At 66.7% G+C, this 25,579-nt stretch carries 27 protein-coding genes; 5 read left to right on the forward strand and 22 right to left on the reverse strand.

Features of this window, described 5'->3' with window-relative positions:
• Positions 1 to 88: 88 nt before the first annotated feature.
• The 6 genes from ltrA to U9J41_RS22275 all read right to left on the reverse strand — a co-directional run bounded on the left by ltrA (position 89) and on the right by U9J41_RS22275 (position 5,848).
• A complete protein-coding gene (gene ltrA / locus U9J41_RS22250; RefSeq protein ID WP_322401867.1) occupies positions 89 to 1,456 on the reverse strand; it encodes a group II intron reverse transcriptase/maturase in 1,368 nt (455 codons plus the stop codon).
• Positions 1,457 to 1,928: 472 nt separating this feature from the next.
• Positions 1,929 to 2,462, reverse strand: coding sequence for a hypothetical protein (locus U9J41_RS22255; RefSeq protein ID WP_322404338.1), 534 nt, complete (start codon positions 2,460 to 2,462; stop codon positions 1,929 to 1,931).
• Between the two features lie 163 nt (positions 2,463 to 2,625).
• Positions 2,626 to 3,165: a hypothetical protein gene (locus U9J41_RS22260; RefSeq protein WP_322404339.1), complete on the reverse strand. Its 540-nt coding sequence runs from the start codon at positions 3,163 to 3,165 to the stop codon at positions 2,626 to 2,628.
• 96 nt (positions 3,166 to 3,261) lie between these two features.
• Positions 3,262 to 4,680: an IgA Peptidase M64 gene (locus tag U9J41_RS22265; RefSeq protein WP_322404340.1), complete on the reverse strand. Its 1,419-nt coding sequence runs from the start codon at positions 4,678 to 4,680 to the stop codon at positions 3,262 to 3,264.
• Positions 4,681 to 4,697: 17 nt separating this feature from the next.
• Positions 4,698 to 5,366: a hypothetical protein gene (locus tag U9J41_RS22270; RefSeq protein WP_322404341.1), complete on the reverse strand. Its 669-nt coding sequence runs from the start codon at positions 5,364 to 5,366 to the stop codon at positions 4,698 to 4,700.
• Positions 5,367 to 5,449: 83 nt separating this feature from the next.
• On the reverse strand, positions 5,450 to 5,848 hold the full coding sequence (locus U9J41_RS22275) for a rhodanese-like domain-containing protein (RefSeq protein WP_322404342.1): 399 nt from the start codon (positions 5,846 to 5,848) through the stop codon (positions 5,450 to 5,452).
• A gap of 89 nt (positions 5,849 to 5,937) precedes the next feature.
• Here U9J41_RS22275 and ftrA point away from each other — a divergent pair, with 89 nt between their 5' ends.
• Positions 5,938 to 6,900: a transcriptional regulator FtrA gene (gene ftrA, locus U9J41_RS22280; RefSeq protein ID WP_322404343.1), complete on the forward strand. Its 963-nt coding sequence runs from the start codon at positions 5,938 to 5,940 to the stop codon at positions 6,898 to 6,900.
• A gap of 5 nt (positions 6,901 to 6,905) precedes the next feature.
• On the opposite strand, the gene U9J41_RS22285 is transcribed toward ftrA, so the two are convergent.
• The gene (locus U9J41_RS22285; protein WP_322404344.1) at positions 6,906 to 8,123 is read right to left on the reverse strand and encodes a cyanophycinase; all 1,218 of its coding nucleotides are present in this window, start codon (positions 8,121 to 8,123) and stop codon (positions 6,906 to 6,908) included.
• Positions 8,124 to 8,205: 82 nt separating this feature from the next.
• Positions 8,206 to 8,649, reverse strand: coding sequence for a GNAT family N-acetyltransferase (locus U9J41_RS22290; protein ID WP_322404345.1), 444 nt, complete (start codon positions 8,647 to 8,649; stop codon positions 8,206 to 8,208).
• Between the two features lie 313 nt (positions 8,650 to 8,962).
• Here U9J41_RS22290 and argH point away from each other — a divergent pair, with 313 nt between their 5' ends.
• From argH to U9J41_RS22305, 3 genes are all read left to right on the forward strand, one after another.
• A complete protein-coding gene (gene argH, locus U9J41_RS22295) occupies positions 8,963 to 10,357 on the forward strand; it encodes an argininosuccinate lyase (RefSeq protein WP_322404346.1) in 1,395 nt (464 codons plus the stop codon).
• Between the two features lie 90 nt (positions 10,358 to 10,447).
• The gene (locus tag U9J41_RS22300) at positions 10,448 to 10,693 is read left to right on the forward strand and encodes a hypothetical protein (protein ID WP_322404347.1); all 246 of its coding nucleotides are present in this window, start codon (positions 10,448 to 10,450) and stop codon (positions 10,691 to 10,693) included.
• Positions 10,690 to 11,361: an HAD-IA family hydrolase gene (locus U9J41_RS22305; protein ID WP_322404348.1), complete on the forward strand. Its 672-nt coding sequence runs from the start codon at positions 10,690 to 10,692 to the stop codon at positions 11,359 to 11,361. Before U9J41_RS22300 ends, U9J41_RS22305 begins: the two co-directional genes overlap by 4 nt.
• A gap of 18 nt (positions 11,362 to 11,379) precedes the next feature.
• Here U9J41_RS22305 and U9J41_RS22310 read toward each other — a convergent pair whose 3' ends face one another.
• The 13 genes from U9J41_RS22310 to paaA all read right to left on the reverse strand — a co-directional run bounded on the left by U9J41_RS22310 (position 11,380) and on the right by paaA (position 24,079).
• Positions 11,380 to 11,973, reverse strand: coding sequence for a cupin domain-containing protein (locus U9J41_RS22310; RefSeq protein ID WP_322404349.1), 594 nt, complete (start codon positions 11,971 to 11,973; stop codon positions 11,380 to 11,382).
• Between the two features lie 86 nt (positions 11,974 to 12,059).
• Positions 12,060 to 14,105 (reverse strand): phenylacetic acid degradation bifunctional protein PaaZ, encoded by a 2,046-nt coding sequence (paaZ, locus tag U9J41_RS22315; RefSeq protein ID WP_322404350.1) that lies wholly within the window; start codon positions 14,103 to 14,105, stop codon positions 12,060 to 12,062.
• A 147-nt stretch (positions 14,106 to 14,252) separates the two neighbouring features.
• Complete coding sequence (gene paaY, locus U9J41_RS22320; protein WP_322404351.1) at positions 14,253 to 14,846, reverse strand: phenylacetic acid degradation protein PaaY; 594 nt, start codon at positions 14,844 to 14,846, stop codon at positions 14,253 to 14,255.
• 1 nt (position 14,847) lies between these two features.
• On the reverse strand, positions 14,848 to 16,053 hold the full coding sequence (pcaF, locus tag U9J41_RS22325; RefSeq protein ID WP_322404352.1) for a 3-oxoadipyl-CoA thiolase: 1,206 nt from the start codon (positions 16,051 to 16,053) through the stop codon (positions 14,848 to 14,850).
• 11 nt (positions 16,054 to 16,064) lie between these two features.
• Positions 16,065 to 17,378, reverse strand: a complete 1,314-nt coding sequence (gene paaK / locus U9J41_RS22330; protein WP_322404353.1) for a phenylacetate--CoA ligase PaaK — start codon at positions 17,376 to 17,378, stop codon at positions 16,065 to 16,067.
• 16 nt (positions 17,379 to 17,394) lie between these two features.
• On the reverse strand, positions 17,395 to 17,847 hold the full coding sequence (gene paaI, locus U9J41_RS22335; RefSeq protein ID WP_322404354.1) for a hydroxyphenylacetyl-CoA thioesterase PaaI: 453 nt from the start codon (positions 17,845 to 17,847) through the stop codon (positions 17,395 to 17,397).
• Complete coding sequence (gene paaH / locus U9J41_RS22340) at positions 17,837 to 19,378, reverse strand: 3-hydroxyacyl-CoA dehydrogenase PaaH (protein WP_322404355.1); 1,542 nt, start codon at positions 19,376 to 19,378, stop codon at positions 17,837 to 17,839. Before paaH ends, paaI begins: the two co-directional genes overlap by 11 nt.
• A 2-nt stretch (positions 19,379 to 19,380) precedes the next feature.
• Positions 19,381 to 20,172, reverse strand: coding sequence for a 2-(1,2-epoxy-1,2-dihydrophenyl)acetyl-CoA isomerase PaaG (gene paaG, locus U9J41_RS22345; RefSeq protein WP_322404356.1), 792 nt, complete (start codon positions 20,170 to 20,172; stop codon positions 19,381 to 19,383).
• A gap of 14 nt (positions 20,173 to 20,186) precedes the next feature.
• On the reverse strand, positions 20,187 to 21,266 hold the full coding sequence (paaE, locus tag U9J41_RS22350) for a 1,2-phenylacetyl-CoA epoxidase subunit PaaE (protein ID WP_322404357.1): 1,080 nt from the start codon (positions 21,264 to 21,266) through the stop codon (positions 20,187 to 20,189).
• 7 nt (positions 21,267 to 21,273) lie between these two features.
• On the reverse strand, positions 21,274 to 21,801 hold the full coding sequence (gene paaD / locus U9J41_RS22355; RefSeq protein WP_322404358.1) for a 1,2-phenylacetyl-CoA epoxidase subunit PaaD: 528 nt from the start codon (positions 21,799 to 21,801) through the stop codon (positions 21,274 to 21,276).
• The gene (paaC, locus tag U9J41_RS22360) at positions 21,801 to 22,556 is read right to left on the reverse strand and encodes a 1,2-phenylacetyl-CoA epoxidase subunit PaaC (RefSeq protein WP_322404359.1); all 756 of its coding nucleotides are present in this window, start codon (positions 22,554 to 22,556) and stop codon (positions 21,801 to 21,803) included. Before paaC ends, paaD begins: the two co-directional genes overlap by 1 nt.
• A gap of 7 nt (positions 22,557 to 22,563) precedes the next feature.
• The gene (gene paaB, locus U9J41_RS22365; protein ID WP_036170214.1) at positions 22,564 to 22,848 is read right to left on the reverse strand and encodes a 1,2-phenylacetyl-CoA epoxidase subunit PaaB; all 285 of its coding nucleotides are present in this window, start codon (positions 22,846 to 22,848) and stop codon (positions 22,564 to 22,566) included.
• Between the two features lie 241 nt (positions 22,849 to 23,089).
• Positions 23,090 to 24,079, reverse strand: a complete 990-nt coding sequence (paaA, locus tag U9J41_RS22370; protein ID WP_322404360.1) for a 1,2-phenylacetyl-CoA epoxidase subunit PaaA — start codon at positions 24,077 to 24,079, stop codon at positions 23,090 to 23,092.
• A 103-nt stretch (positions 24,080 to 24,182) separates the two neighbouring features.
• On the opposite strand from paaA, the gene paaX reads away from it, so the two are divergent.
• Positions 24,183 to 25,115 carry a phenylacetic acid degradation operon negative regulatory protein PaaX gene (gene paaX / locus U9J41_RS22375; RefSeq protein ID WP_322404361.1) on the forward strand — a complete coding sequence of 311 codons (933 nt, stop codon included), beginning with the start codon at positions 24,183 to 24,185 and terminating at the stop codon, positions 25,113 to 25,115.
• A 95-nt stretch (positions 25,116 to 25,210) separates the two neighbouring features.
• On the opposite strand, the gene U9J41_RS22380 is transcribed toward paaX, so the two are convergent.
• Positions 25,211 to 25,465, reverse strand: coding sequence for a DUF2442 domain-containing protein (locus U9J41_RS22380; protein ID WP_322404362.1), 255 nt, complete (start codon positions 25,463 to 25,465; stop codon positions 25,211 to 25,213).
• Positions 25,466 to 25,579: the final 114 nt, after the last annotated feature.

Raw genomic sequence — 25,579 nt, forward strand, 5'->3', positions numbered from 1 at the left:
ATCGGCATAGGGGGCAGCTAATGTTAGCTGCGCCCCTGCCACACCACCCGGCATGCGGGTCCGCACCGGGCGGTTCGAGTAGTTGAGGTCAGGACAAGCGTGGTACTCCCGACCGGTCGAAGTAGGCAACCGTAAGGACTGACTTCAACAGCCGGTCGGCGTTGCGCCACCAGCGACGGCTATTTGCCGCAACCTGCTCGGCAACAGCAGGCATTGCCCCGAGTCGAAGCAGTTCCCGATACATGGTCGTCCCGCGTTTCCAGTGCTTGAGCTGGATCGCCCGGAGCCTGTGACGCAGCCATTCGTCGAGTTGTCTCCATATCTTCGGGGTTTCGGCATATTTGAAGTACCCTTTCCAGCCAAGCATGTAGGAGCGCAGCCTCTCGACGATCTGGAGCATGCTGCGGCCGCCAGAGCGTCTTGTCAGTTCGCGGATGCGTTGCTTGAATGTTGCCAGCGGCTTCTCCGCGACCTTCAATTTCACCACCCTCCCCCTTCCCACCCACAGGCTGTAACCGAGGAACTTGCGACCGAAGGTGCTGCCGACCGCGCTTTTGGTTTCGTTGACCACGAGGTGCAACTTGGCATAGAGGCGGCGCAACAGCACCATCACCCGCTCGCCCGCACGCTTGCTGCGAACGTACACGTTCGCATCATCGGCGTAGCGCGCAAAGCAATGGCCGCGTCGTTCCAATTCCTTGTCCACTTCATCGAGCAGGACATTGGCCAGCAAGGGCGAGAGCGGACCGCCTTGCGGCGTGCCTTCATGCCGAGACTGCACCACGCCATGGTCCATGATGCCGCTGTTCAGATAGGCGCGCACCAGCCGGATCACGCCAGCGTCGTCGATGCGTTTCCGTAAGCGGTCGATCAGGATGTCATGGTTGACCCTGTCGAAGAATTTCGACAGGTCCACATCCACCACGATCCGCCGCCCCGACTGGACGTACGCTCGGGCGGCAAGTACCGCGTCCTGCGCACGCCGGCCTGGGCGGAAGCCGTAGCTGTGCTCGCTAAATGTGGGGTCAAGAATCGGTTGCAGCACTTGGAGCAGTGCCTGCTGGATCAGCCGATCCGTCACCGTCGGGATGCCAAGCTCGCGCTCGCCACCGTCGGGCTTCGGAATCGTTACCCTGCGTACCGGGCTGGGCCGGTACGTCCCCGCCAACAATTGTTCGCGTATCCCCGGCCAGGCCACGGCCAGGTAGCGCGAGGTTTCGTCGATGTCCCGACCATCCACCCCGGCTGCGCCCTTGTTGGCGCGCACACGCTTGAACGCTTGCAGCAGGTTTTCCCTTCTCAACGCTGCATGCAGCAGCATTGATCCCGCGTCTCCTGACGCATGTCGCGGGCGACAGGCTTCGTCGCTGGAGATTTCAGCCAAGGCTTCACCCTGACCTACGGCCTCCCGCCCCGCCTTGGCGGGCATCTGACGCATTGCCTGTCGCATCGACATGCCGGACAACACTCCTACTCGTTCGGTCCTTCGTCGGCGGGGTCGAGCCTTCCCGGCGCTACCGCCAACTACTATGACCTCTGCTGAGACCCCGCTACGGCAGCGCCGCCGCCCTTTCAGGCGTGAGGCGGGGCGTCCCCAGGTAAGGGCCGCACTCCTTCATCACACAACCGCCGCATCTACGCCGCTTCGCCTCGACCACAAGAGCTTCGCGGTTTGTCGCCCGCTCGCCCTGCTCGGCAGCGCCTTCTATGCGATTCTTGTCCATCGGCTCATGATTTACGATTCACGCTTCCTCCCCACGGTCGATTACTCTTCCGCAGTTGCGCTTCACTTCGCTCGCTGTGGTCAGCTTGCGGCGGGACTTTCACCCGCAAGAGTGCGCCCATGCTGGGCGCACAACAAAAAACGGACCCGCGTGGGTCCGTTTTCGATGCTGCGGACGGGTCGCCCCGTCCCTGCGGGATGCCGATTACTTGGCGGCGTCCTTGTGCGCTTCGGCCGCGGCTTCGGCGCGCTTTTCGTTGGCCTTGGCGTGGGCCTTGGCCTTATCGGCGTTGGCGTCGACGATCTTCTTCTGGGCCTTTTCATCGGCCTTGATCATGGTCTTCTGGGCGCCGTAATTGGCGTCGGCGGTCTTTTCCTCGGCCTTGGCGCTGGCCTTGGCCTTGTCTTCCGGATCAGCCTTGGCGACCTTCTCGTTGGCCTTGGCGATCTTCTTCTCGGCCTTGCTCTGTGCCTTGGACTTCTTCTCGTTGGCCTTGGCGGTGGCCTTGCTGATCTTCTCGTCCTGCTTCGAGACCTCCTTGGCTTCCTTCTCGTCCGCCTTGTTGATCTTCTTGTCGGCCTTGGCGTCGCCGGTCGACGTCATGCCGGCGGTGCCGCTCTGGCCCGAGGACATGGTCGTGTCGGTGGTCGTGACCGGGGTCGCCGGTGCGGTCGCGGTCTGCGCATAGACCGAGGTGGCGAACAGGCCGGCGATCAAGGTAGCGAGCAGTTTATTCATGGTGGTTCTCCTGAAGTGAGTATGGTGGGAAGGCGCGACGGCGCGCCGTGTGTTTTTGTTAACTCGAGCCATCAGAATAGGCTTCGGCGGTCCGGCGCTCTGTTCGCCAGCGCACGCAGTACATACCGGCCGTCATCCAATTTGTGACCAGATCTTTCCGTCGTCAGGAACCGCTGCCGTCCGTCCCGTGCGTGCGTGCGGCCGCTTTCGCGGCGCCCTTGCGCTTCGATTCGGCACGTTTCTTCTCGGTCGCCCGGGCCGAGCTTTCCGTCTTCATGCGGCTGCCCGGCACATCCTTCACCGCGCGCGCATTCGCCTTCATGACCTCGCGCTCGGCTTTCGTGCCGGGCGCGCCGCGTCCGCCGGTGGCCTTCGCGTGCGCCGCGGTGCTGTCGGGCGCCGTCGTGTTGGTCGCCTGGGCATTCACATTGTCGGCCTTGCCCGGCGCCGGGTTGATCACGGCCGTGCTCTTGCCGACGACCCTGCCCGTACTGTCGACGCCGGCCGCCTGCCGGCCGGTGTCCCCGTGCTTCGAGCGCGTGTTGGCCGTGCCGTCCGTGCGCAGGCCGGTGCCGGACACGCCCGCGGCGGTGGTGTTGTTGCCGGACACCGCCTGGCCGATCGGCGGCGTGCCGGCGCTGGTCTGCGCCCAGGCCGACGACGCCAGCAGGGCGCACGCAAGGGTGGAGAGGAATTTGTTCATGATGATCCCGTTTCGTATGGTGCATGTCGAAACGAGGATAGGAGGGGCGCCCCCGTATATCTGTTCGGGAGCGCACCCTGGCGAAGCGTTACGCGATTACCGCTTGCTGGCCGGGCCGGCGTACAGGTCGATGATGTCGCTGATGCCGTCCTGGCAGACCGGACAGAACTGCTCGCTGCGGTCGAACATGATGCACTGCATGGCCGGACGGTAATAGCCGGTCGCCTCGTAATTCGCCCCTTCGAACGCGCCGATCGCCTTGCGGTACCTGGCCTGCGCGAACAAGGCGTTCGTGTGCGCCAGGTCGTCCCGGAACAGCGCGTTCATCTCCGCTTCCGGCCGGTTCGCTGCCCGCAACGCCGCGCGCTTTTTCTGGTATGCGCGCGAATACGCTTCGTACTCGGCCTTGGGCCACGGTGTCGGCAGCGGCGTGCCGGCCTGCACGTACTTCTTCCACTTCAGGTGGGCCGGGTCGCGCAGCGCCGTCACGTTCGGCTCCCACGGCTCCATGCGCGCGCCGCTGGACTGGTAGGCGACGGGCGACGTGTAGTACTCGTCGGCCAGGCCGGCGAAGTGGTGGCCGAACTCGTGCACGAACAGGTAGTTGGCCCAGTCGTTATTCGCCGCCGCCGTGCTGAACTGGCCGAAGATGCCGCCACCGCCATACGTATCGTTGTTGACGAGGATCTCGATGAATTCGTAGGGCGCGTACTGGGCGATGTCGCGCAGCGCACGATTGTCGAGGGTCAGCACATAGCGTTCGCTGCCGAAGATGTCGTAGCGCGTGCCCAGCGCGGACGCGTGGTGCACGCCCGTCGACGGCCGCGACACCCCCGATTCCTGCGTCGGCACCGCCAGCGCCCACACGTTGAAATCGTTGGCGCGCTCCTTGAACGGCGACACCTCGAACAGGTGTTGCGCCAGGCGGCGCACGGTGGCCTCGAACCTGGGCATCTCGGCCTGCGTATAACCGTCGCCCAGCACGAGCAGGTCGACCTTGTGCGGCGACGGGCCGCTGATCCGGATCGGAATCGGCTTTGCCGGCGCCGGTCCCTGCGCGCGCACGACGTCCTGCGCATCCGGGTCGACGTCGACGCTCCACGCGACGGAGAACTGGTTGCGCTCGTCGCGCTTCAGGATGCGCACGCGCACCGGGCGGTCCGGCTTCGGGAAGCGCACGGATTCATGGAAGCCGCGGCTGAGTGTATTGGCTTCCGCGGTCGACTTCCACTCGCCGAACACGGTGGAAAAGTCGCGCGAATACAGCAGGTCGCCCGTCTTCGCATCGGCCACCTCGACGCGGTTGTTGCCGCGGTTGGTGTCGTCGAACGGGCGCGCCATGTCGCCCGGCCACGGCAGCGGTTCGATCAGCACGCGCTCGATGGCGTACTGTTCGGACAGCGCGTTGCCGCTGTGGATGTAGTCGAGGCGGACGGTGGCGGGCTGGGTTGCCTGGGCAAGGGCCAGCGCGGGAAAGGCCCAGGCGGCCAGCAGGCGCAGTATCGATCGGTACATGAGGTCTCGATTCCTCATCAATGCGCCGCGGCCACGGCATTGTCGGCCTTCGGCAGGTCCTTCAGCAAGCTTTGCAGATTGCCGTCGATGCTGCCATAGGCGCTGCGCACCTGGGTCAGCGCCTTGAGCATCTCGTGCGGCGTCGCCGTGCCGGTTTCCAGGTCGCTCATCATGTCCGTCATGCGCGGACCGTCGACGAAACGCGTGCCGCCGCCGGTCGACAGCGCCTGCACGTCGCGGATATCGGCATAGGCCGTCACATAGCGTTGCAACTGCTCGTCGGCCATCCACGTGACGGCCTGGTTGGCGACGGCGGCGTCCCACGCTTCGTGACGCAGCGAAGGCACCGTGATGCTGAGAACGAGTCCCGGCTTCCAGTCGGTCTGGAAGCGCGCCATCAACGCATCGTCGGCCACCTTGTCCCGGATGCCCTGCAACAGTTCGGCGCGGACCTTTTTGACCTGCGCCAGATCGTGCTCGTTATGCGCGAGCACGTCGTTGATTTCCTTGGCGTTCGCCCGCAATTCGGCCTCGATCTTCTCGCTGGCCTCGTGGGCGAGCTGCCGGTGGTCGAGCGCCTGGAAGGCGTGCTCGAGTGCCAGGGCGGTCAGGATACTGATGACGATCATCACGTATTCGCCGCCGAATTCCTTCAGGCGCTTTGATTTCGGAACTTCGAAGTGCATGGTCATACCCTGCGATAGAAATAAACGTGCAATCTAGCGCAGGTTTGATTTTCTGACAATCAACAAAGTGTCACCAACCCTGGTCACTGCCCCGTCGCCAGTTCGAACCCCTCGTCGACCCAGCCCGTGATGCCGCCGATCATCAGCTTCACGGGCCGCCCCAGCTTCGCCAGCCGGTATGCCGCGCGATGGGCGCCGTTGCAATGCGGGCCGGCGCAATAGACGACGAACAAAGTATCGAGCGGATAATCGCGCAGCTTCGCCTCGACGATTTTCCCGTGCGGCATGCTGATTGCCTGCGGCACATGGCCGCGCGCATACAGGTCGGGGCTGCGTACGTCGAACAGGACAAAATCCTGGGTTCCACTGGCGATCGCATCGTACACGTCCCAGCAATCCGTCTCGAATTCGAAAGCGGTGCCGAAATGGACCATCGCGCGCTCGCCGGATGCCGCGGGGATGGTGGATACGGATGAAGTCATGGGTCTCTCCTGTCAGTGAGCCGCCAGTGTCGCAGCGCCGGCACGCCGGCGGCAGTACCTTGCGTGACAGAAATTGGTAACATTGCGCCATGTCCCATCACGTCTCCATCATCGCCTACGATGGCCTGTGCACTTTCGAATTCGCCTGCGCCATCGAGCTGTTCACCCTGGAGCGTCCGGAACTGGGCGTGCACTGGTACAGCCATACCGTGTGCGCCATCGAGCCCGGTCCCCTGCGCGCCAGGGGCGGCCTGACCGTGCAGGTGCCGCACGGCCTCGACGCGCTGGCGCGGGCCGACACGATCGTCATTCCCGGCTGGCGCGACCTGGCGGATGCGCCGCCGGCCGCCCTCGTCGATGCCCTGCGCGCGGCGCATGCACGGGGCGCGCGCATCTGCTCGATCTGCACGGGCGCGTACGTGCTTGCCTACGCCGGCCTGCTCGATGGCCTCGTGGCGACCACGCACTGGCACTACCTGGACGACATGCGCGCCCGCTTTCCCGGCGTCGCGATCGATGCGGACGCACTGTACGTCGACGCCGGGCGCATCGTCACGTCGGCCGGTTCCGCGGCCGGCCTCGACATGCTGCTGCATCTCGTGCGCACCGACTTCGGCGCGGCCGTCGCCAACAAGGTCGCGCAACGCCTCGTGATCCCGGCCCACCGCGACGGCAACCAGGCGCAGCGTGTCGCGCGTCCTCTCCCCGACGCCGGCACGGACTTGATCGCCCGCCTCATGGACCAGGTGCGCGAAAACATCCGCGTCGACCATACGGTGGCCTCGATGGCGGCCGCCGCATGCCTCGGGACGCGCACGTTCCAGCGCAGGTTCAAGGAAAGGACGGGCCTGGCGCCGCTCGGCTGGCTCGTGCGCGAACGCGTCGCCCTGGCCGCGCAATTGCTCGAGTCGCGGCCCCAGCTTGCCATCGATGCGATCGCGGACCTGGCCGGGCTCGGCTCGGCCGAATCGCTGCGGCGCCATTTCCGCGCGCACGGCCTGGCGACGCCCGGGCGCTACCGCAAGCGCAGCGGCGCGCGCGCGCCGACCTAGGCCGGCTATTTGTACTGGTACAGCGGGCGGCGGATGAGGATGGGCCGGATGTCCAGCCTCATGTTGTAGATCGAATAGGTTTCCATGGACGCCGACTGGTAGCCGACGCTGTCGTCCGTGCGGGTAAAGCGGAATTCGAAGCCGAGATCGGGCTGGACGCCGTTCGGGCTGCCGAGCGTGATGCCGATGGCGTCCGGCTGGTCGCTGTCGATCAGCTTGCTCATCAGGTCGACGACGGTGCTGTTGCCGAGGATGTCGGCGGTGAACAGGGGCTCGCGGTAATACGGCCGCGACGGGTCGAGCTTGCCGTCGGCCTTGTCGTCCGACGGCGTGTATTCATGGGTGACGATGTTGAAGCGGTCGCCGTTGTCGAGGTAGCTGACACGCACGTTGGTCACGTTGAACGCGCCTTCGTGCACGGTGGCATCCGCCAGGTCGAGCACGAGCGCGCCCTTGTAGCCGATCACCTCGACGTCGCGGCTGGGCAGCACGACCATCGCCGTGTCCTCGTCGATGCCGAGCCCCAGTTTGTAGCCCTTCTTGAGCATGGCGGGCAGCATGCGCGCGAAGCGGCCGCGTACGAGCAGGTGCTGGTCGATGAACACGTCGTCGCCGATGAAACCGAGCCCGTCCGTGATCTCCTGCCCTTCCGCGACACCCAGCTTGAGCGTGGCCAGCACGGCCTTGGGCCGGGCGAACATCGTGCTGCTCATGATGGCGGCGCCGGCGCTGGAGCCGGCGATCACGCCGCCGCCGCGGTACATCTCCCACAGGGCATCGAGCACGCGGGTATTGCTGCCGTCCTCGTGGCGCAGGGCGCGCGTGATGCGGCTCTGGTCGCCGCCGGCGAAGAACGCGCCGTTCGCACCGCGCACGGCCTCGGCCAGCCCGGGATCGTCGGCGGCGGCCCGGTAGTCGCTGCCGGACAGCTTGACGGCGACGGGCACGAAAAACGCCTTGGCGCCATAACTGTCGAGGCGCCCAACGAGGCTCTTGCCGGACTGTTCCGGCATCCCCGACGCCGACGCGAACACGGCGATGCGCGCGCCCTTGCCGCCCGCCAGCTGGATGATGCGTTCCCACACGGGGCCATTCGCGGGACGCAAATTCCCGCCGATGATGACGAGGGATCCCTTGGGCGGCGGCGCGTCGGCGGCGGCGCACCAGGGCGCGCCGGCCAGCAGCAGCACGGCCAGCAGAAGTCGCAGCGCGGAGCGAATCATATAATCCTTCCCAGCGTCAACATTTAACGAACAGACCGATCGTAAGACTGATTCTAGAGGACTGTCGCCGTGTTGAGTCCGGTCAGGAAAGATAGATGTTCGGGTAGAAGCGCTCCATCAGGGTGTCCGGACGTTGCGATGGCGCGAATCCGAAACGGGCATACAGGCTGTGCGAATCGCTCGTGTTGAGCGTGAAGCGCCGCAGCCGCTGCAGGCTCGGATGCTCCATGACGACGCGGAGCAACTGCTTGGCATAGCCGTGTCCGCGGTACTCCGGGACGACGAAGACGTCGACCAGGTGGGCCACGGTCGCATAGTCGGTGACGACCCGCGCGAACGCGATCTGGCGATCGTCGAGGTAGCCGCCGAAGCACAGCGAATTCTCGATCGAGCGCTCGACCACGGTGCGCGAGATACCCACTGCCCAGGTCGACTGCTCGCTGAGGAAGCGGTAGATCATCGGAATATCGAGCCGCGTCCGGTCGGTGCTGACCTGGAAACCGGAATCGTTGGTAGTTGAAATCATGGACACGCCGCACCGTCACTCTGGTAAAAAAACCAATTCTAGCCCCGTTCCGGTCCGCGCGGACGATTCGGTCAATCGTGCGTGCATGATCGGACCGGCGCCGGGGCAGATAGCGCTCCGGCAAGCGCAGCGAGGCATCCTCGACGCGCCACCACGTTCGCCATCCGCCGGCGCTCGCCGTGCCCTTGCCCGCAAGGGTCGTCTCCTATCGTTATGTTTATGAACGGAAAAGTTGGCGGCACCGATTCGCCGGGGGCGCGTCTGCACAGTTTATAATCAGGAATCCAAGAAAATCCCCTCACCGTCTCCCATCATGACTGAACAATTTGCCAAAAAAGCGGAAGCCTGGTCGGCTCGCTTCTCCGAACCCGTCTCCGACCTCGTCAAGCGCTACACCGCGTCCGTGTTCTTCGACAAGCGCCTGGCCCTGTTCGACATCCAGGGTTCGCTCGCCCACGCCGACATGCTGGCCGCCCAGGGCATCATCAGCGCCGAGGACCGCGCCGAGATCGAACGCGGCATGGCCCAGATCCGCGGCGAAATCGAAACCGGCAAGTTCGAGTGGCTGCTCGACCTGGAAGACGTGCACCTGAACATCGAAAAACGCCTGACGGAACTCGTCGGCGACGCCGGCAAGCGCCTGCACACGGGCCGCTCCCGCAACGACCAGGTGGCGACCGACATCCGCCTGTACCTGCGCGCCGCCATCGACGACATCCTGACCCTGCTGAAAGGCCTGCGCGGCGCCCTGACCGACCTGGCGGAACGCAACGCGGACACCATCATGCCGGGCTTTACGCACCTGCAGGTGGCACAGCCGGTGACGTTCGGCCACCACCTGCTGGCCTATGTGGAAATGTTCGGCCGCGACGCCGAGCGCATGGCGGACACGCGCCGCCGCGTGAACCGCCTGCCGCTGGGTGCCGCCGCCCTGGCGGGCACCACCTTCCCCATCGACCGCCTGCGCGTGGCCAGGACCCTCGGCTTCGAAGACGTCTGCCACAACTCGCTCGACGCTGTATCTGATCGCGATTTCGCGATCGAGTTCACGGCCGCCGCATCGGTCTTGATGATGCACATCTCGCGCATGTCGGAAGAGCTGGTGACATGGATGAGCCCGCGCGTGGGCTTCATCGACATCGCCGACCGCTTCTGCACCGGCTCGTCGATCATGCCGCAGAAAAAGAACCCGGACGTACCGGAACTGGCGCGCGGCAAGACGGGACGCGTCTACGGCCACCTGATGGGCCTCCTGACCCTGATGAAAGGCCAGCCGCTGGCCTACAACAAGGACAACCAGGAAGACAAGGAACCGCTGTTCGACACCGTCGACACGGTGCTGGACACGCTGCGCATCTTCACCGACATGGCCTCCGGCATCTCGGTGAAGGCCGAGAACATGCGCGCGGCCGCCCTGCAGGGTTATGCGACGGCGACCGACCTGGCCGACTATCTCGTCAAGAAGGGCCTGCCGTTCCGCGACGCCCACGAAGCCGTGGCGCATGCCGTGCGCGCGTGCGACGACGCCAAATGCGACCTGTCGGAGATGTCGCTGGAGCGCCTGCGCGAGTTCTCGCCGCTGATCGAGCAGGACGTGTTCGCCGTGCTGACCCTGGAAGGTTCCGTGGCGGCCCGCGACCACGTGGGCGGCACGGCACCGAACCAGGTGCGTGCGGCCATCGCGCGCATCCGGAGCCAATTGGCGTAGGGTCGGCGGCCCCCGCCCACGCGTGACGTATGTGGTGTGTTGACGTCACGCGTGGACAGAGCGTGCCCGCCCGACATTAGGGAGGGCACCATGCAACGCTACGGCAACCAGAGTCGCGAATCCGGCGTCGTCGCCTACGACATCGACCCCGGCCGGATCGTCGTCCAGTTCAGGAACGGCGACCGCTATCTCTACACGGAAGACAGCGCCGGCGCGGCCAATATCGCCAGGATGCACGAGCTGGCCCGGGCCGGGCGCGGGCTGTCGACCTTCATCAGCCAGCACGCGCACGACCGCTACGAACGCAAGATTACTACCCACAAGAAAGATCCATGACCGCAACGCCCGACCTGCCCCAGCGCGACTTCGCCGCCTTCCTGTTCGACATGGACGGCACCCTCCTCACTTCCATCAAGGCCGCCGAGCGAGTCTGGGGCGACTGGGCCGCCGGCCACGGGCTCGACGTGGCCGCCTTCCTGCCCACCATCCACGGCAAGCGCACGGAAGAAACCATCCGCGCCCTTGAACTGCCCGGTGTCGATCCGGTGGCGGAAGCCGCGCGCATCACCCTGGCGGAAATCGAGGACGTGGCCGGGATCGAAGCCATCGAAGGCGCCGCCGCCTTCATCGCCGGCCTGCCGGCGCAGCGCTGGGCCATCGTCACCTCCGCGCCGCGGGCGCTGGCCGAAGCGCGCATCGCCGCGGCCGGCCTGCCGCAGCCGGCCGTGCTGGTGGCCGCCGAAGACGTCGAGCGGGGCAAGCCGGCGCCCGATCCCTTCCTGCTGGGCGCGCGCAAGCTCGGCGTCGAACCGCAGGATTGCCTCGTGTTCGAGGACACGCTGGCCGGCCTGCGCTCGGCCGCTGCCGCCGGCATGGCGAGCATCGTCGTGACGGTCACGCATGCGCATCCGCTCGAGACGGACGTTACTGCAGTGCTCGATTATGCGGACCTGCGCGCCGTGACGACGGCGGACGGCCTGCTGCGCGTGCAGCGCCGCGCGTGACGCCGGAACAACGGTAGGCTATCGCGGCTCGTCCGGACTGACGCCGGCCTGCTCCCCGTGGTCGGCGCGGAACACGCGCGGGTCCAGCGTCTTTTCGTCCGTTTCGATGGCAGCGCCCTTGCCCGTGGCCGGCATGGCCGACGTGCGCGTGTCGCGCTTGGGATAGGGCGTACCGTCGCGGTGAAAATAGCTGTCGGTCTTGCCGCTGTAGACGAGGTCGATGTCCGGATACTGGGCCTGGTCCTCCTGGTGACGGGAGCCGACGCACAGGAACAGCGCATTGCCCCAGCCCCGGTTGATGAGCTGGTGGCCGTTCGGCCGCCCGGCCGGAAAGGCCGCGCAATCGCCCGCGCGCATCAGGGTTTCGCCTTCGTCCGTGACGAGCGTCAGTTCGCCGGACACGACCATCACGAATTCGTCCTCGTGGCTGTGCCAGTGGCGTTGCGACGAGGCGGCGCCGGGTTGCAGCTCGACGAGGTTGGCGCCGAACTGGGTCAGGCCGCCGGCGTCGCCCAGCGACTGCCGGCTGCGGCCATTGACGGCTTCGGCAAAGGGATCGGGATACCCGGTACCGGTCAGCACGGGAATACTGCTCAGGTCTAGCCGCGACATGGATCACTCCTTTCACGGAACGTCGAAAAACCCGGCGACGGTTTTTCGAGGTCCCTTTCAGTTTCACGCGCGGCTTCGGACCCTCCTCAGCCGCGTTTTTGCACCAGCGTCAGGATATCGTAACTTGCGACGAGTTCGTCGTTCTGATTCGTTACCTGTACGTCCCACGCGACCACGCCCTGCCCGCGCCCCTGGTCGTCCGTGCGGTTGCGGTCGACCTTGCGCTTGCACGTGAGGCGCGCGCGGATCGTGTCGCCGATCGCCACCGGCGCCACGAAGCGCAGGTTGTCGAGGCCGTAGTTCGCCAGCACCGGCCCCGGTGCCGGCGACACGAACAGGCCCGCCGCCGCCGACAGCACGAAATAGCCGTGCGCGATACGCTTGCCGAACTGCGTGTCACGCGCCGCGATCTCGTCGAAGTGCATGTAAAAATAATCGCCCGACACGCCGCCGAAGTTGACGATGTCGGCCTCGCTGACGGTACGACGGTGCGTCAGCAGCGAGTGGCCGATCTCCAGGTCTTCGAAATAGCGGCGGAACGGGTGCACGTCCGATTCCTTGACGGCCGCGCCGCGCACGTATTCTCCCGTGACGGCGGCAAGCATCGTCGGCGACCCTTGCACCGCCGCCCGCTGCAGGAAATGTTTGACCGCGCGGATACCGCCGAGTTCCTCGCCACCGCCGGCGCGGCCCGGACCGCCGTGCTTGAGCATCGGCAGCGGCGAGCCGTGCCCCGTCGAGTCGACGGCCGCGACGCGGTCGAGGATGTGCACGCGGCCATGCGACGCGGCCGCCACCGGCACGGCGTGCGCCGCGATGGCCGGGTCCTTGGTCACGAGCGTCGTCACGAGACTGCCCCTGCCGCGCGCGGCCAGCGCCAGCGCCTCGTCGATGTCGCGGTAGGCCATCATCGTGCTGACGGGGCCGAAGGCCTCGATATCGTGCACGGCGTCGTTATCCATCCCGTTGCGGCACAGGAGGAGCGTGGGCGCGAAGAAGGCGCCGGCAGCGGCGCCGGCGCCGACCGGATTGAAACCGTCGCGGGCGCTGAACAGCACCTCGTTGCCGCGCGCGAGCATCTCCACGCGCGCGCTGACGTCGCGCTGCTGGTCCAGCGACGCGAGCGCGCCCATGCGCACGCCCTCGACCTTCGGATTGCCCACGACGATCTTCGCGAGGCGCGCGCGCAGGCGCTCGCCGACGACGTCGACGAGGTGCCCGGGCACGATCACGCGGCGGATCGCGGTGCACTTCTGGCCCGCCTTGCCCGTCATCTCGCGCGCCACTTCCTTGACGAACAGGTCGAGCTCCTCGTCGTCGGGCGTGACGTCGGGTGCGAGGATGGCGGCGTTGAGCGAATCCGCCTCCGCCGTGAACGGTACGGATTCGCGGATCAGGTTCGCATTGCCGCGCAGCTTGGCCGCGGTGTCGGCCGAGCCGGTGAACGTGACGGCATCGAAGCCGTTCAGGCGGTCCAGCAGGTCGCCCGTCGAACCGATGACGAGCTGCAGGCAGCCTTCCGGCAGCAGGTTCGATTCCATCATCATCTTCACGACGGCATGCGTGAGATAGCTGGTGGCGGTGGCCGGCTTGGCGATGCAGGGCATGGCGGCGAGGAAGCTCGGCGCGAATTTTTCCAGCAAGCCCCAGATCGGGAAGTTGAACGCGTTGATGTGCACCGCGACGCCGCCGCGCGGCACGAGGATGTGCGTGCCCGCGAAGCCGCCCCGCTTGCCGAGGGCCATGGCCGGACCTTCGTGCAGCACGTTCGACGACGGCAGTTCGCGCCCGCCGATGCCGGCGTACGCGTACAGGGTGCCGATGCCGCCTTCGACGTCGACCCAGCTGTCCGGCCGCGTGGCGCCCGTCAGGTGCGAGATCTCGTACAGCTCTTCCTTCCGCTCCATCAGGTAGGCGGCGAGGGCTTTCAGGCACTGGGCGCGCTGCTGGAAATCCATCCGCATCAGCGCCTGCACGCCCGTCTTGCGGGCATATGCGACGGCCTCGCCGAAGTCGATCCGGTCGGCGTGCGTGTGGTAGATCAGCTGGTTGTCCAGGGCGCTGTGCAGCGGCTGGTGGGCTTCGGTGCCGAGCCAGCGGCCGGCGATCAGGCTTTGCAGGGTGGGGGTCATTTCTTGTCTCCTCCGGGAGGTGTATGCGACGTCGGATGCTTAACTTGGGTCCCCGCCTCCGCGGGGACGACGTTCTTAAGCACGAGTCCTAAAATTACCGTCGTTCCCGCAAAGGCGGGAACCTGATTTCAGCGTGTATCAACGCGGCTACTTTTTGGGCTTGTGCGGCTCGTCGAACACGATGCGCCGCCTCCCCGGCTCCACGTCCGTGAGCGCTTCGACTTCGCGCATCGTGCGCATCGACCTGACGTTCAGGTCGTGGTACTGCCGCGTGCCATAACGCTTCCACGCGATTTCCTCGTCGGACACGGCGCGCACGATCTTCGCCGGCGCGCCCAGCACGAGGCTGCGCGGCGGGATGACCATGCCGGCCTTGACGAAGGCCGCCGCGCCGACGATGGATTCGCTGCCCACGACCGCCTTGTCCATCACGACCGCATTCATACCGACCATGGCATTGCGTCCGACCCGGCAACCGTGCAGCACGGCGCCGTGGCCGATGTGGCCATCCACCTCGACGACCGTGTCGTCTTCGGGAAAGCCGTGCATCACGCACGTGTCCTGCACGTTCGCGCCCTCTTCCAGGATCAGGCGGCCGAAGTCGCCGCGCAGCGACGCGAGCGGCCCGACATAGCAGCGCGGGCCGACGATCACGTCGCCGATCAGCACCGCCGTCGGGTGCACGTACGCGGTCGGGTGCACGACGGGACGCAGGCCATCGATTTCATAGACCTTGACCATCTCACACCCGTTCCACGATCAGGGCGATGCCCTGGCCGACGCCGATGCACATCGTGCACAGGGCATAGCGGCCGCCCGTGCGGTGCAGCTGGTTCACGGCCGCCGTGACGAGTCGCGCGCCGGATGCGCCCAGCGGGTGGCCGATGGCGATGGCGCCGCCGTTCGGGTTCACGTGCGCCGCGTCGTCCGGCAGGCCCAGGTCGCGCAGCACGGCGAGGCCTTGCGACGCGAACGCTTCGTTCAGTTCGATCACGTCCATCTGGCCGATGGAGAGGCCCGTCATCGCCAGCAGTTTCTTCGTCGCGGGCGCGGGACCGAAACCCATGATGCGCGGCGCCAGGCCCACGGCCGTCATGCCGACGACGCGGGCACGCGGCATCAAACCGTATTGGTCGACGGCCGCGCCGGACGCCATCAGCAGCGCGCAGGCGCCGTCGTTGACGCCGGACGCGTTGCCGGCGGTGACCGTGCCGTCCGGCGCGACAACGCCCTTCAGGCGGGCCAGCGATTCCAGGCTCGTGTCCGGGCGCGGATGCTCGTCGGTGTCGAACACGCGCGATCCGCCTTTCTTGTCGTGCAGCGTCACCGGCACGATCTCCTCCTTGAACACGCCGGCCGCATGCGCCGCGGCCCAGCGCTGCTGGCTGCGCAGCGCGAACGCGTCCTGGTCGCCGCGCGCGATGCCGAATTCGCGCGCCACGTTCTCGGCCGTCTCCGGCATCGAGTCGATGCCGTACTGCGCCTTCATCTTCGGGTTCACGAAGCGCCAGCCGATCGTCGTGTCTTCGATCTTCGCGGTGCGCGAAAACGCGCTGTCCGCCTTGGCCATCACGAACGGCGCGCGCGTCATGCTCTCGACGCCGCCGGCGATGATCAGGTTCGCCTCGCCGGCGCGGATGGCGCGCGCGGCGCTGCCCACGGCATCCAGGCTGGAGCCGCACAGGCGGTTGATGGTGGAACCGGGCACGCTGGGCGGCAGGCCGGCCAGCAGCGCGGCCATGCGCGCGACGTTGCGGTTGTCCTCGCCGGCGCCGTTGGCGCAGCCGTACAGCACGTCGTCGACCTGCGACCAGTCGACGCCGGGATGACGTTCGATGAGCGCGGCGATCGGCAGCGCGGCCAGGTCGTCCGCGCGCACGCCGGACAGGGCGCCGCCGAAGCGGCCGAACGGGGTGCGGATGGCGTCGACGATGAATGCGTCAGTCATGCTGGAGCTCCTTATTGGTGTTTGGGTCGCTTGTCGACCACGCGGCGCGCCTTGCCCGTCAGCGAGCGTTCGATGCCTTGCGCGGGCAGCAGCGTGACGGCGGTCGTCACGCCGATATAGGTCTTGATGCGGTGCCGCAGGTCGCGGGCCAGCGCATCGACGTCCGCCGCCGCGTCGCCTTCACGCAGCTCGCAATGGAGGGCCAGCGCGTCGAGGTGGCCGTCGCGCGTGACGACGAGCTGGTAATGCGGCGCCAGCGCGGGCATCTGCAGGATGAGTTCCTCGACCTGGCTGGGGAAGACGTTCACGCCGCGGATGATCAGCATGTCGTCCGAGCGTCCGCTGATGCGGTCCATGCGGCGCATCGAGCGCGCCGTGGGCGGCAAGAGCCGCGTGAGGTCGCGCGTGCGGTAGCGGATGATCGGCAGCGCTTCTTTCGTGAGCGACGTGAATACCAGCTCGCCCTCTTCCCCGTCCGGCAGTACTTCGCCCGTGTCGGGGTCGATGATCTCGGGATAAAAATGGTCTTCCCAGATTACGGGACCGTCCTTCGCTTCGATGCATTCGCTCGCCACGCCCGGCCCCATCACTTCCGAGAGGCCATAGATGTCGACGGCGTCGATGCCGGCGCGCGCTTCGATCTCGCTGCGCATCGCGTTCGTCCACGGCTCGGCGCCGAAGATGCCGACCTTGAGCGACGACGCGGCCGGATCGAGGCCCTGGCGCCGGAATTCCTCGACGATGTTCAGCATGTACGACGGCGTCACCATGATGATCGAAGGCTTGAAATCCTGGATCAGCTGGACCTGTTTTTCGGTCTGCCCGCCCGACATCGGCACGACCGTGCAACCGAGGCGTTCGGCGCCGTAGTGGGCACCGAGGCCGCCGGTGAACAGGCCGTAGCCGTAGGCGATGTGCACCATGTCGCCGGGCCGGCCGCCGGCCGCGCGGATCGAACGGGCGACGACGCTTGCCCACGTGTCGATGTCGCGCTGCGTGTAGCCGACGACGGTCGGCTTGCCCGTCGTGCCGGACGACGCATGCACGCGCACGACCTGCTCGCGCGGCACGGCGAACAGGCCGAACGGATAATTGTCGCGCAGCGTCTTCTTTTCCGTGAACGGGAATTTCGCCAGGTCGGCGAGCGTCTTCAGGTCGTCCGGATGCACGCCCGCTTCATCGAACGCGCGCCGGTAGTGCGCCACGTTGTCGTAGGCGTGCGTGAGGCTCCACTTGAGGCGCTCGAGCTGCAAGGCCTGCAGCTCATCGCGGCTCGCACGTTCGATCGGGTCCAGTTCGCCGGGTTGCGGAATGCGTTGCACCATCGTTGTCTCCTCCGTTTTACATGTCCACCGGTGAAGGTGGCGCTTCGACCACGTGGCCGGCGACGCGATGCGACTTCCCGCGGAACAGCGCGACCTTGCGCCCGTCCCCGTCCGTCACGACGACGTCGTAGACACCCGTCTTGCCGGACAGCGCCTGCTCGACCGCTTCCGCGACGAGCACGTCGCCCGCGCGGCCGGGCGCCAGGTAATCGATCGTGCAGCCGGCGCCCACGGTATTCAAATTGTGCGAATTGCAGGCGAACGCGAACGCGCTGTCGGCCAGCATGAAGATGTAGCCGCCGTGGCAGGTGCCGTGGCCGTTCAGCATGTCGTCGCGCACCCGCATGCGCATGCGCGCGTAGCCGGGACGGATCACGTCGAGCGTCATGCCCAGGGCCTGGCTGGCCGGGTCGCGTTCGTACATCGTCTTGCCGGCCAGTTCGGCCAGTGCTTGCGGATTACCGTGCATGGATGCGTGCTCCGTCGGGGTTGGCGGCCAGCTTGCGGCGCAGCAGCGGCGACACGCGGTAGCGGTCCTCGCCGTACGCCGCGCCCAGGTTGGCCAGCACGGTGAACACGTGGCGCAGGCCCACGGCATCGGCCCACGCCAGCGGACCGCGCGGATAGTTCACGCCCTTCTGCATCGCGATGTCGACGGCGGCCGCGGAGCACACGCCCTGGTTGACGGCATCGAGCGCCTCGTTGGCCAGCATCGCGACGGTGCGCATCACGGCCATGCCCGGCACGTCGTCCAGGCGGGACACGGTGAAGCCGGCTTTCTGGAACAGGCCGACGGCGGCATGCCAGGCGGCGTCGCCGCACTGGTCCGCGCGCGCCAGCGCGATGCGCGTGGCCTGGGACGGGTCGAGCAGCAGGTCGAACAGGATCGTGTCCGGGCAGCCGTCATCGAACGCGCGCTGCGTGGCGCTGCGGCCGTCCGTCAAAACGATGGCGGCGCCGCCGGCGTGGAAGATCGGGCCCGCGCCATCCGCGTGGTCGATCGCGATGCCGGCTGCGCGCAGGCGCGCCTCGATTGCGTCGAACAGCGGATGCGCACCGGCGCGCGTCACGCGCACGTTCTCCTGGCAGGCCTGCGCCGCCTCGGCCTGCGCCGGCGGCATCGCCACGCCCTCGCCATAGCGGTAGAATCCGCGTCCCGTCTTGCGGCCCAGGAAGCCGGCGTTCACCAGTTCCTGTTGCACGACGGACGGCGCGAAGCGCGGATCGCCGTAGTAGGCGTTGAAGACGGATTGCGTGACCGAGTAATTGACGTCGTGGCCGATCAGGTCCATCAGCTCGAAGGGGCCCATGCGGAAACCACCGCAGTCGCGCATCACGGCGTCGATCGTGGCCGGATCGGCGGCGCGTTCGAGCAGCAGGCGCAGCGCCTCGGCATAATAGGGCCGCGCCACGCGGTTGACGATGAAGCCGGGCGTGGACTGCGCATGCACCGGGTTCTTGCCCCAGGCCGCGGCAGTCGCGTACACGGTGTCGGCGCAGGCCTTGTCGGTGGCGACGCCTTCGACGACTTCGACCAGCGCCATCAGCGGCACCGGATTGAAGAAGTGCATGCCGACGAGGCGTTCCGGGTGCTTCAGCGCCGCGCCGATGGCCGTGACCGAAATCGACGACGTGTTGGTGGCGAGGATGCAGCCAGGGCGCACGATGTCTTCCAGTTCGGCGAACAGGACACGCTTGACCTCCAGGTTCTCGACCACGGCCTCGACCACCAGCGCGGCGTCGGCCGCCTCGTCGAGCGCGCGCATCGGCAGCACGCGTTCGCGCGCGAGATCCGCCTCCGCCGCGCCCATGCGGCCTTTTTCGACGAGCCGTGCCAGAGCCCTGGCTATGCCGGCGATGGCCTGCCCGACGGCTTCCGGACGGGTGTCGTACAGGCGCACCGTGTGTCCGGCGACGGCCGCCACCTGGGCGATGCCGGCGCCCATCGCGCCGCTGCCGATGACGGCGACCACGCTGTTCTTTTCCAGTGCCTGGGCCATCCTCACTCTCCCTTGAATGCCGGCTGGCGCTTGGCGATGAAGGCACTCACGCCTTCGCGGTAATCATGGCTGTAGCCCAGTTCCCGCATCATGGTCCCTTCCAGCTGCAGTTGCTGTTCCAGCGTGTTCGTCCAGCTTTCCTGCATCGCGCGCTTGGTGAAGGCCAGGCCTTTCGTCGGCGCGGCAGCGAAGTGGCGGGCCATCGCCAGCGCTTCGTCCATCAACGATTCGTCCGCCACGCAGCGCCAGATCAGGCCCCATTCCTCGGCCTTTTCGGCCGGCAGCTTGTCGCCCAACAGCGCGAGGCCCATCGCGCGGGCCGGCCCGATCAGGCGCGGCAGCACCCACGTGCCGCCCGTGTCGGGGATCAGCCCCAGCTTGCAGAACGCTTCGATGAAACTGGCCGACTTCGCGGCCAGCACGATGTCGCACGCGAGCGCCAGGTTGGCGCCGGCGCCCGCGGCCACGCCGTTGACGGCGCAGATCACTGGCAGCGGCAGGCTGCGCAAGGTGAGCACGAGCGGCGCATAGAATTTTTCGACGGATTCGCCCAGGTCGACGCCCGGCGCGCCCGGTTCGACCGCGCGGTCGTTCAGGTCCTGGCCGGCGCAGAAGCCACGCCCGGCGCCCGTCAGCAACAGCACGCGCACGCTCTTGTCTTGTTCCACGCGCGTCAGCGCGTCGCGCACCTCGCGATGCATGGCCTGCGTAAAGCTGTTCAGGCGCTCGGGGCGGTTCAGGGTCACGGTGGCGATGCCGGACTCGATGGTGAACCGGATGGTTTCGTAGGTCATGCGTGTCTCCATTTTTATTCGACCACGTCGAAATCGACGACGACCTTGTCCGTCACCGGGAAACTCTGGCAGCTCAGCACGAAGCCGCGCGCGACTTCGTAGTCTTCCAGCGCATAGTTGACGTCCATGTCGACCTGCCCCTCGCGCACCTTGCAGCGGCACGTCGAGCACACGCCGCCCTTGCAGGAGTAACGCATGTCGATGCCCGCGCGCAGGCCGGCGTCGAGGAGCGATTCCTTGTCGCGGTCCATCGTGAAGACGGCGTGGTTGCCGTCCATGATCACGGTGACTTCGGTCAGGTGGTGCGCTTCGCTTGGCGCCTGGCGGCGCGGCTTGCGCGGCTCTTGTGCGCTGCCTGCCGCGAACAGTTCGATGCGGATGCGCTCTTTCGGCATGCCCGCTTCCTGCAGCGCGGCGGACACGCCGTGCATCATGTCTTCCGGGCCGCAGATGAAGGCGTGGTCGACGTCTTCCACGCGCAGCCAGCGCTGGAACAGCTGGCGGCATTTATCCTGCGTGATGCGGCCGCTGAACAATTCGATGTCCTGCTGCTCGCGGCTCATCACGTAGATGAGGTTCAGGCGTTCCAGGTACTGGTCCTTCAGTTCGGCCAGCTCGTCGCGGAAGATCACGGACGACGTTGCGCGGTTCCCGTACAACACGGTGAAGCGGCTGTGCGGCTCGGCGATCAGGGTCGTCTTGACGATCGAGAGGATCGGCGTGATGCCGCTGCCGGCCGCGAAGGCGAGGTAGTGGCGGCGGCTGTCCGGTTCGAGCGGCAGGTTGAAACGGCCTTCCGGCGGCATCACGTCCAGCGTGACGCCGGGACGGATGCACTCGTTGGCCCAGGTCGAGAACAGCCCGCCCTGCACGCGCTTGATGGCGACGCGCAGGCGGTCGTCCTGCACGGCCGAGCAGATCGAATACGAACGGCGCACGTCTTCGCCGTCTATCGTGGCGCGCAACGTCAGGTGCTGGCCCTGGCGATACCGGAAGGCTTCGCGCATGTCGGGCGGCACGTCGAAGGTGACGGCGATGGCGTCGCGCGTCTCGTGCTTCACGTTCGCCACGGTCAATGGGTAGAACTTGCTCATGTGGGCCTCAATGGCATTTAAAGTAGTCGAACGGCTCGCGGCAATCGAGGCACTGGTAGAGCGCCTTGCACGGCGTCGAGCCGAACTGGCTGGTCAGGCGCGTGTGCATCGAGCCGCAGTGCGGACACGCGACGTCGGGCGGCCGGATCGCGTGGCGCTTCACGCCGTGGGACAGGGCGCTGATGTCGATCACCTGCCGCACCGGCGGCGCGATGCCGTAGCCCTTCAGCGCGGCCTTGCCGGCGTCGCTCATCCAGTCCGTCGTCCACGCCGGCGACAGGCGGGTGGCGATGCGCAGACGGTCCACGCCGCGCGCGCGCAAGGCCTGTTCGATGTCCTCGGCGATGACGTCCATGGCCGGGCAGCCGGAATACGTCGGGGTGATCGTGACGACGCATGCGCCGTCGTCGGCCACCGTCACGTCACGCACGATGCCCAGGTCCACGACCGAGATCACCGGGATCTCCGGGTCGGGGACTTCTGCAAGCCAGGCCCGGACCTGGTCGGCCGTGACGGTCGGCGCGTCCACGCTCATCACCATTCCACGCCCGGATAGGCGCGCTGCAGGACCTGCATCTCGGCCAGGATATAGCCGAGGCGTTCCGTGTGGCGGCCCTGCTTGCCGCCGCGCTGCACGTAAGCGTCGACCGGCGGCATCGTCAGGGTCGCCTCCTCCAGCACCTCGGCCACGTGGCCCAGGAAGGCGGCGCGCAGCGGCCCGGCGGCCGGTGCGACGCCCTGCTCGACCATCGCCAGGTCGACGTCGTCGTAGATGAACATCTCGCCAGCATACGTCCACAGTTCGTCGAGCGCGTCCTGCATCTTGCGGTGGCTGACGTCCGTGCCGTCGCCCAGGCGCACGACGAGGTCGCCGCTGCGGCGCAGGTGGTACGTCACTTCCTTGACCGATTTTTCCGCGATCTCGGCGATGCGGCGGTCGCTGGAGGCCAGCAGGCCGCGCATCAGGAAGTAGTGCCACGTATCGAACAGGAACTGGCGCGTCAATGTCTGCGCGTAGTCGCCGTTCGGCTGCTCGACGAGCAGGCAGTTGCGGAATTCACGGGCATCGCGCAGATAGGCGAGGCGGTCCTCGTCGCGGCCCCGACCCTCGATGTCGCCGGCATACGTGAGCCACATGCGCGTCTGGCCAAGCAGGTCGAGGGCGACGTTGGTCAGCGCCATGTCCTCTTCCAGCGCCGGGCCCTTGCCGCACAGCTGCGACAGTTGCTGCGACAGGATCAGCGCGTTGTCGCCCTGGCGCAAAAGGTAGTCGAACTTGTTCGCGTCCACGGCCGGCTCACAGGTTCTTGACTTCTTCCGGCATCGGGAAGAAGGTCGGGTGGCGATAGACCTTGCTGTTCGACGGTTCGAACAGTGCGTCCTTGTCGGCCGGGCTGGAGGCGACGATGTCGGCGGCCTTGACGACCCAGATCGACACGCCTTCGTTGCGGCGCGTGTAGACGTCGCGCGCGTTGTTGATCGCCATCTCGGCATCCGGGGCGTGCAGGCTGCCCACGTGTTTATGGGCGAGGCCGTGCTGGCTGCGGATGAAGACTTCCCACAGGGGCCATTCTTTGCTCATTTTTGTCTCCGTTAAGACCGTCATTCCCGCGCAAGGCCACCGTTCCCGCGCAAGACCGTCATTCCCGCGCAAGACCGTCATTCCCGCGCAGGCGGGAACCCAAGTTTTTCGAACCGCACGAACATTGGGTCCCCGCCTGCGCGGGGACGACGGTTTCACGGGACGACGGTTTCACGACTCGACGGTTTCGCCGGGATGGCGGTTTCACGGGGATGACGGTGTCGATAAAGTGTTTGAATTCTTATGCGGCCGCTTTCCTGGCCGCCTGCTTGTCCGCATGCGCCACGAGCGCCTCGCGGAACCACGCGCCGTCCTCGTACGCTTTTACCCGCGTACGCAGCCGGTCCTTGTTGCACGGCCCATTCCCTTTCAGGACGTTGTAGAACTCGTCCCAGTCGATGGCGCCGAAGTCGTAATGCCCGCGCTCCTCGTTCCACTTGAGGTCCGGATCGGGAACGGTCAGGCCGAGGAATTCGGCCTGCGGCACGGTCTGGTCGACCATGCGCTGGCGCAGTTCGTCGTTCGAGAACAGCTTGATGCGCCAAGCGGTCGACTGCGCGCTGTTGACGGACTCCGCGTCCGACGGGCCGAACATCATCAAGGAAGGCCACCACCAGCGGTTCAGGGCATCCTGCGCCATCGCCTTCTGTTCGGGTGTGCCCTGCGCGAGCTTCATCATGATGTCGTAACCCTGGCGCGCGTGGAACGACTCTTCCTTGCACACGCGGATCATCGCCCGCGCATACGGGCCGTACGAGCAACGGCACAGCGGGATCTGGTTGATGATGGCCGAACCGTCCACCAGCCAGCCGATGGCGCCGATGTCGGCCCAGGTCAAGGTCGGGTAATTGAAGATGCTCGAATACTTGGCGCGGCCCGCGTGCAGGGCCTCCAGCAGTTCGTCGCGCGACACGCCCAGCGTTTCCGCGGCGCTGTACAGGTACAGGCCGTGGCCGGCCTCGTCCTGAATCTTGGCCAGCAGGATGGACTTGCGCTTCAGGCTCGGCGCGCGCGTCACCCAATTGCCTTCCGGCAGCTGACCGACGATCTCGGAATGGGCGTGCTGGGAAATCTGGCGGATCAGCGTCTTGCGATACGCCTCGGGCATCCAGTCCTTTGCTTCGATCTTCACGCCGGCGTCGATGCGCGCCTGGAACGCCTGCTCTTCCTCGCTCATGTCGGCGCGGGCCTGGACCTGTTTCAGGCCGGTTTCCACCATCTGGGCATACATGGACAGTCTCCGTTTGTCATCTGCTCCGATTCATAATACGATACAAGAATCGTGATGTATAGCGAAATTTTGAATCATATCGAGACCGGGTAAAATCGCCGCCATGACCGACCCCAGCAGCCTTCAGTGGATCAACCACTTCCTCGGCACCAACCCGCCGCGTTCCAAATCGCTCGTGATGACGATCTTCGGCGACGCCATCGCGCCGCACGGCGGCCGTCTGTGGCTGGGCAGCCTGATCGAACTCGTGGCGCCGCTGGGGGCGACGGACCGGCTCGTGCGCACGAGCGTGTTTCGCCTCGTCCAGGAAGGCTGGCTGGTGGCCAGTCGCGAGGGCCGGCGCAGCAGCTATGCGCTGCAGCCCGACGCCGAGCCCCGCTTCGCGCGCGCCAACCGCCGCATCTACGCGCCGCCCGGCGTCGACTGGGACGGCCGCTGGACGCTGCTGCTGGCGCCCAACGGCAGCATCGACAGTGCCCTGCGCGCGACGGTGCGCAAGGAACTCGAATGGGAAGGTTTTGCCATGCTGGCCCCCGGCCTGCTGGCGCATCCGGCGGCCGACCAGGATGGCGTGGCCGAGGTGCTGCGCCGCGTGGACGGCGCCGGCAAGGTGTTCGTGTGCGCCGCGACGGAACTGCCGGATGTCGGGGCGCGGCCGTTCGCGGAACTGGTGCGCGAAGGCTGGGATTTATCGGGCGTCGTGGCCGGCTACCGCCGCTTCATCGCGGATTTCACGCCGCTGCTCGACCTGTTGCGCGCGGCGCCGGCACCGGACCCGCAGCAGGCGTTCATCGTGCGCACCTTGCTGATCCACGCCTACCGCCGCGTCCAGCTGCACGATCCGAGGCTCCCGCTGGCCCTGCTGCCGCAGCCGTGGCCGGGGTCGGAGGCGTATACGCTGGCGCAGGCGATCTACCGCCTCGTGTGGGCGCCGGCCGAGCGGCACCTGATGGATGTGTTGCGGCGCGAGGATGCGGAAGCGCCTGAAGCGGATGCAGGGTTGGCCGAGCGGTTCGGCGGCCTGCAACTTCAATAAACAACGTCGCCGCCGCGAAGGCGGGGGTCCAATGTTGCGTGCGTGGCTGAAGCATCAAACTTGGGCTCCCGCTTGCGCGGGAACGACGAGCCAACTCAACAATCCAGCGCGAACTGCGCCGCCGCCATCGGATGGCGGATCCGGTCCAGCGCGAGTTCCAGGTCCAGCCCGGGCCAGTACAGGCACGCCCGGCCCAGCTGTTCGATGCGGCACAGCTGCGCCACCGTGGCGTGCTCGAACCAGGGGAACAGCGCGAACGGCAGATACAGTTCCTCGTCGCGCCAGCGCAGCCAGAAGCCGCGCCGGTCGATGCTCGTGATTTCCGGCCGCGCCACACGAATATCCTTCATCGCCTATCCTCCCGTGCCGCATCGATACGATTCGGCCAAGCAAGAACGGTAACAAAAGCGCCGGCACCACGCTTTGAGCGGCAGCAGAGCATCTGGTTTCCGACGGCGAAAGCG

The sequence above is a fragment of the Massilia luteola genome, assembly GCF_034420155.1.
GTDB lineage: Bacteria > Pseudomonadota > Gammaproteobacteria > Burkholderiales > Burkholderiaceae_D > Telluria > Telluria luteola.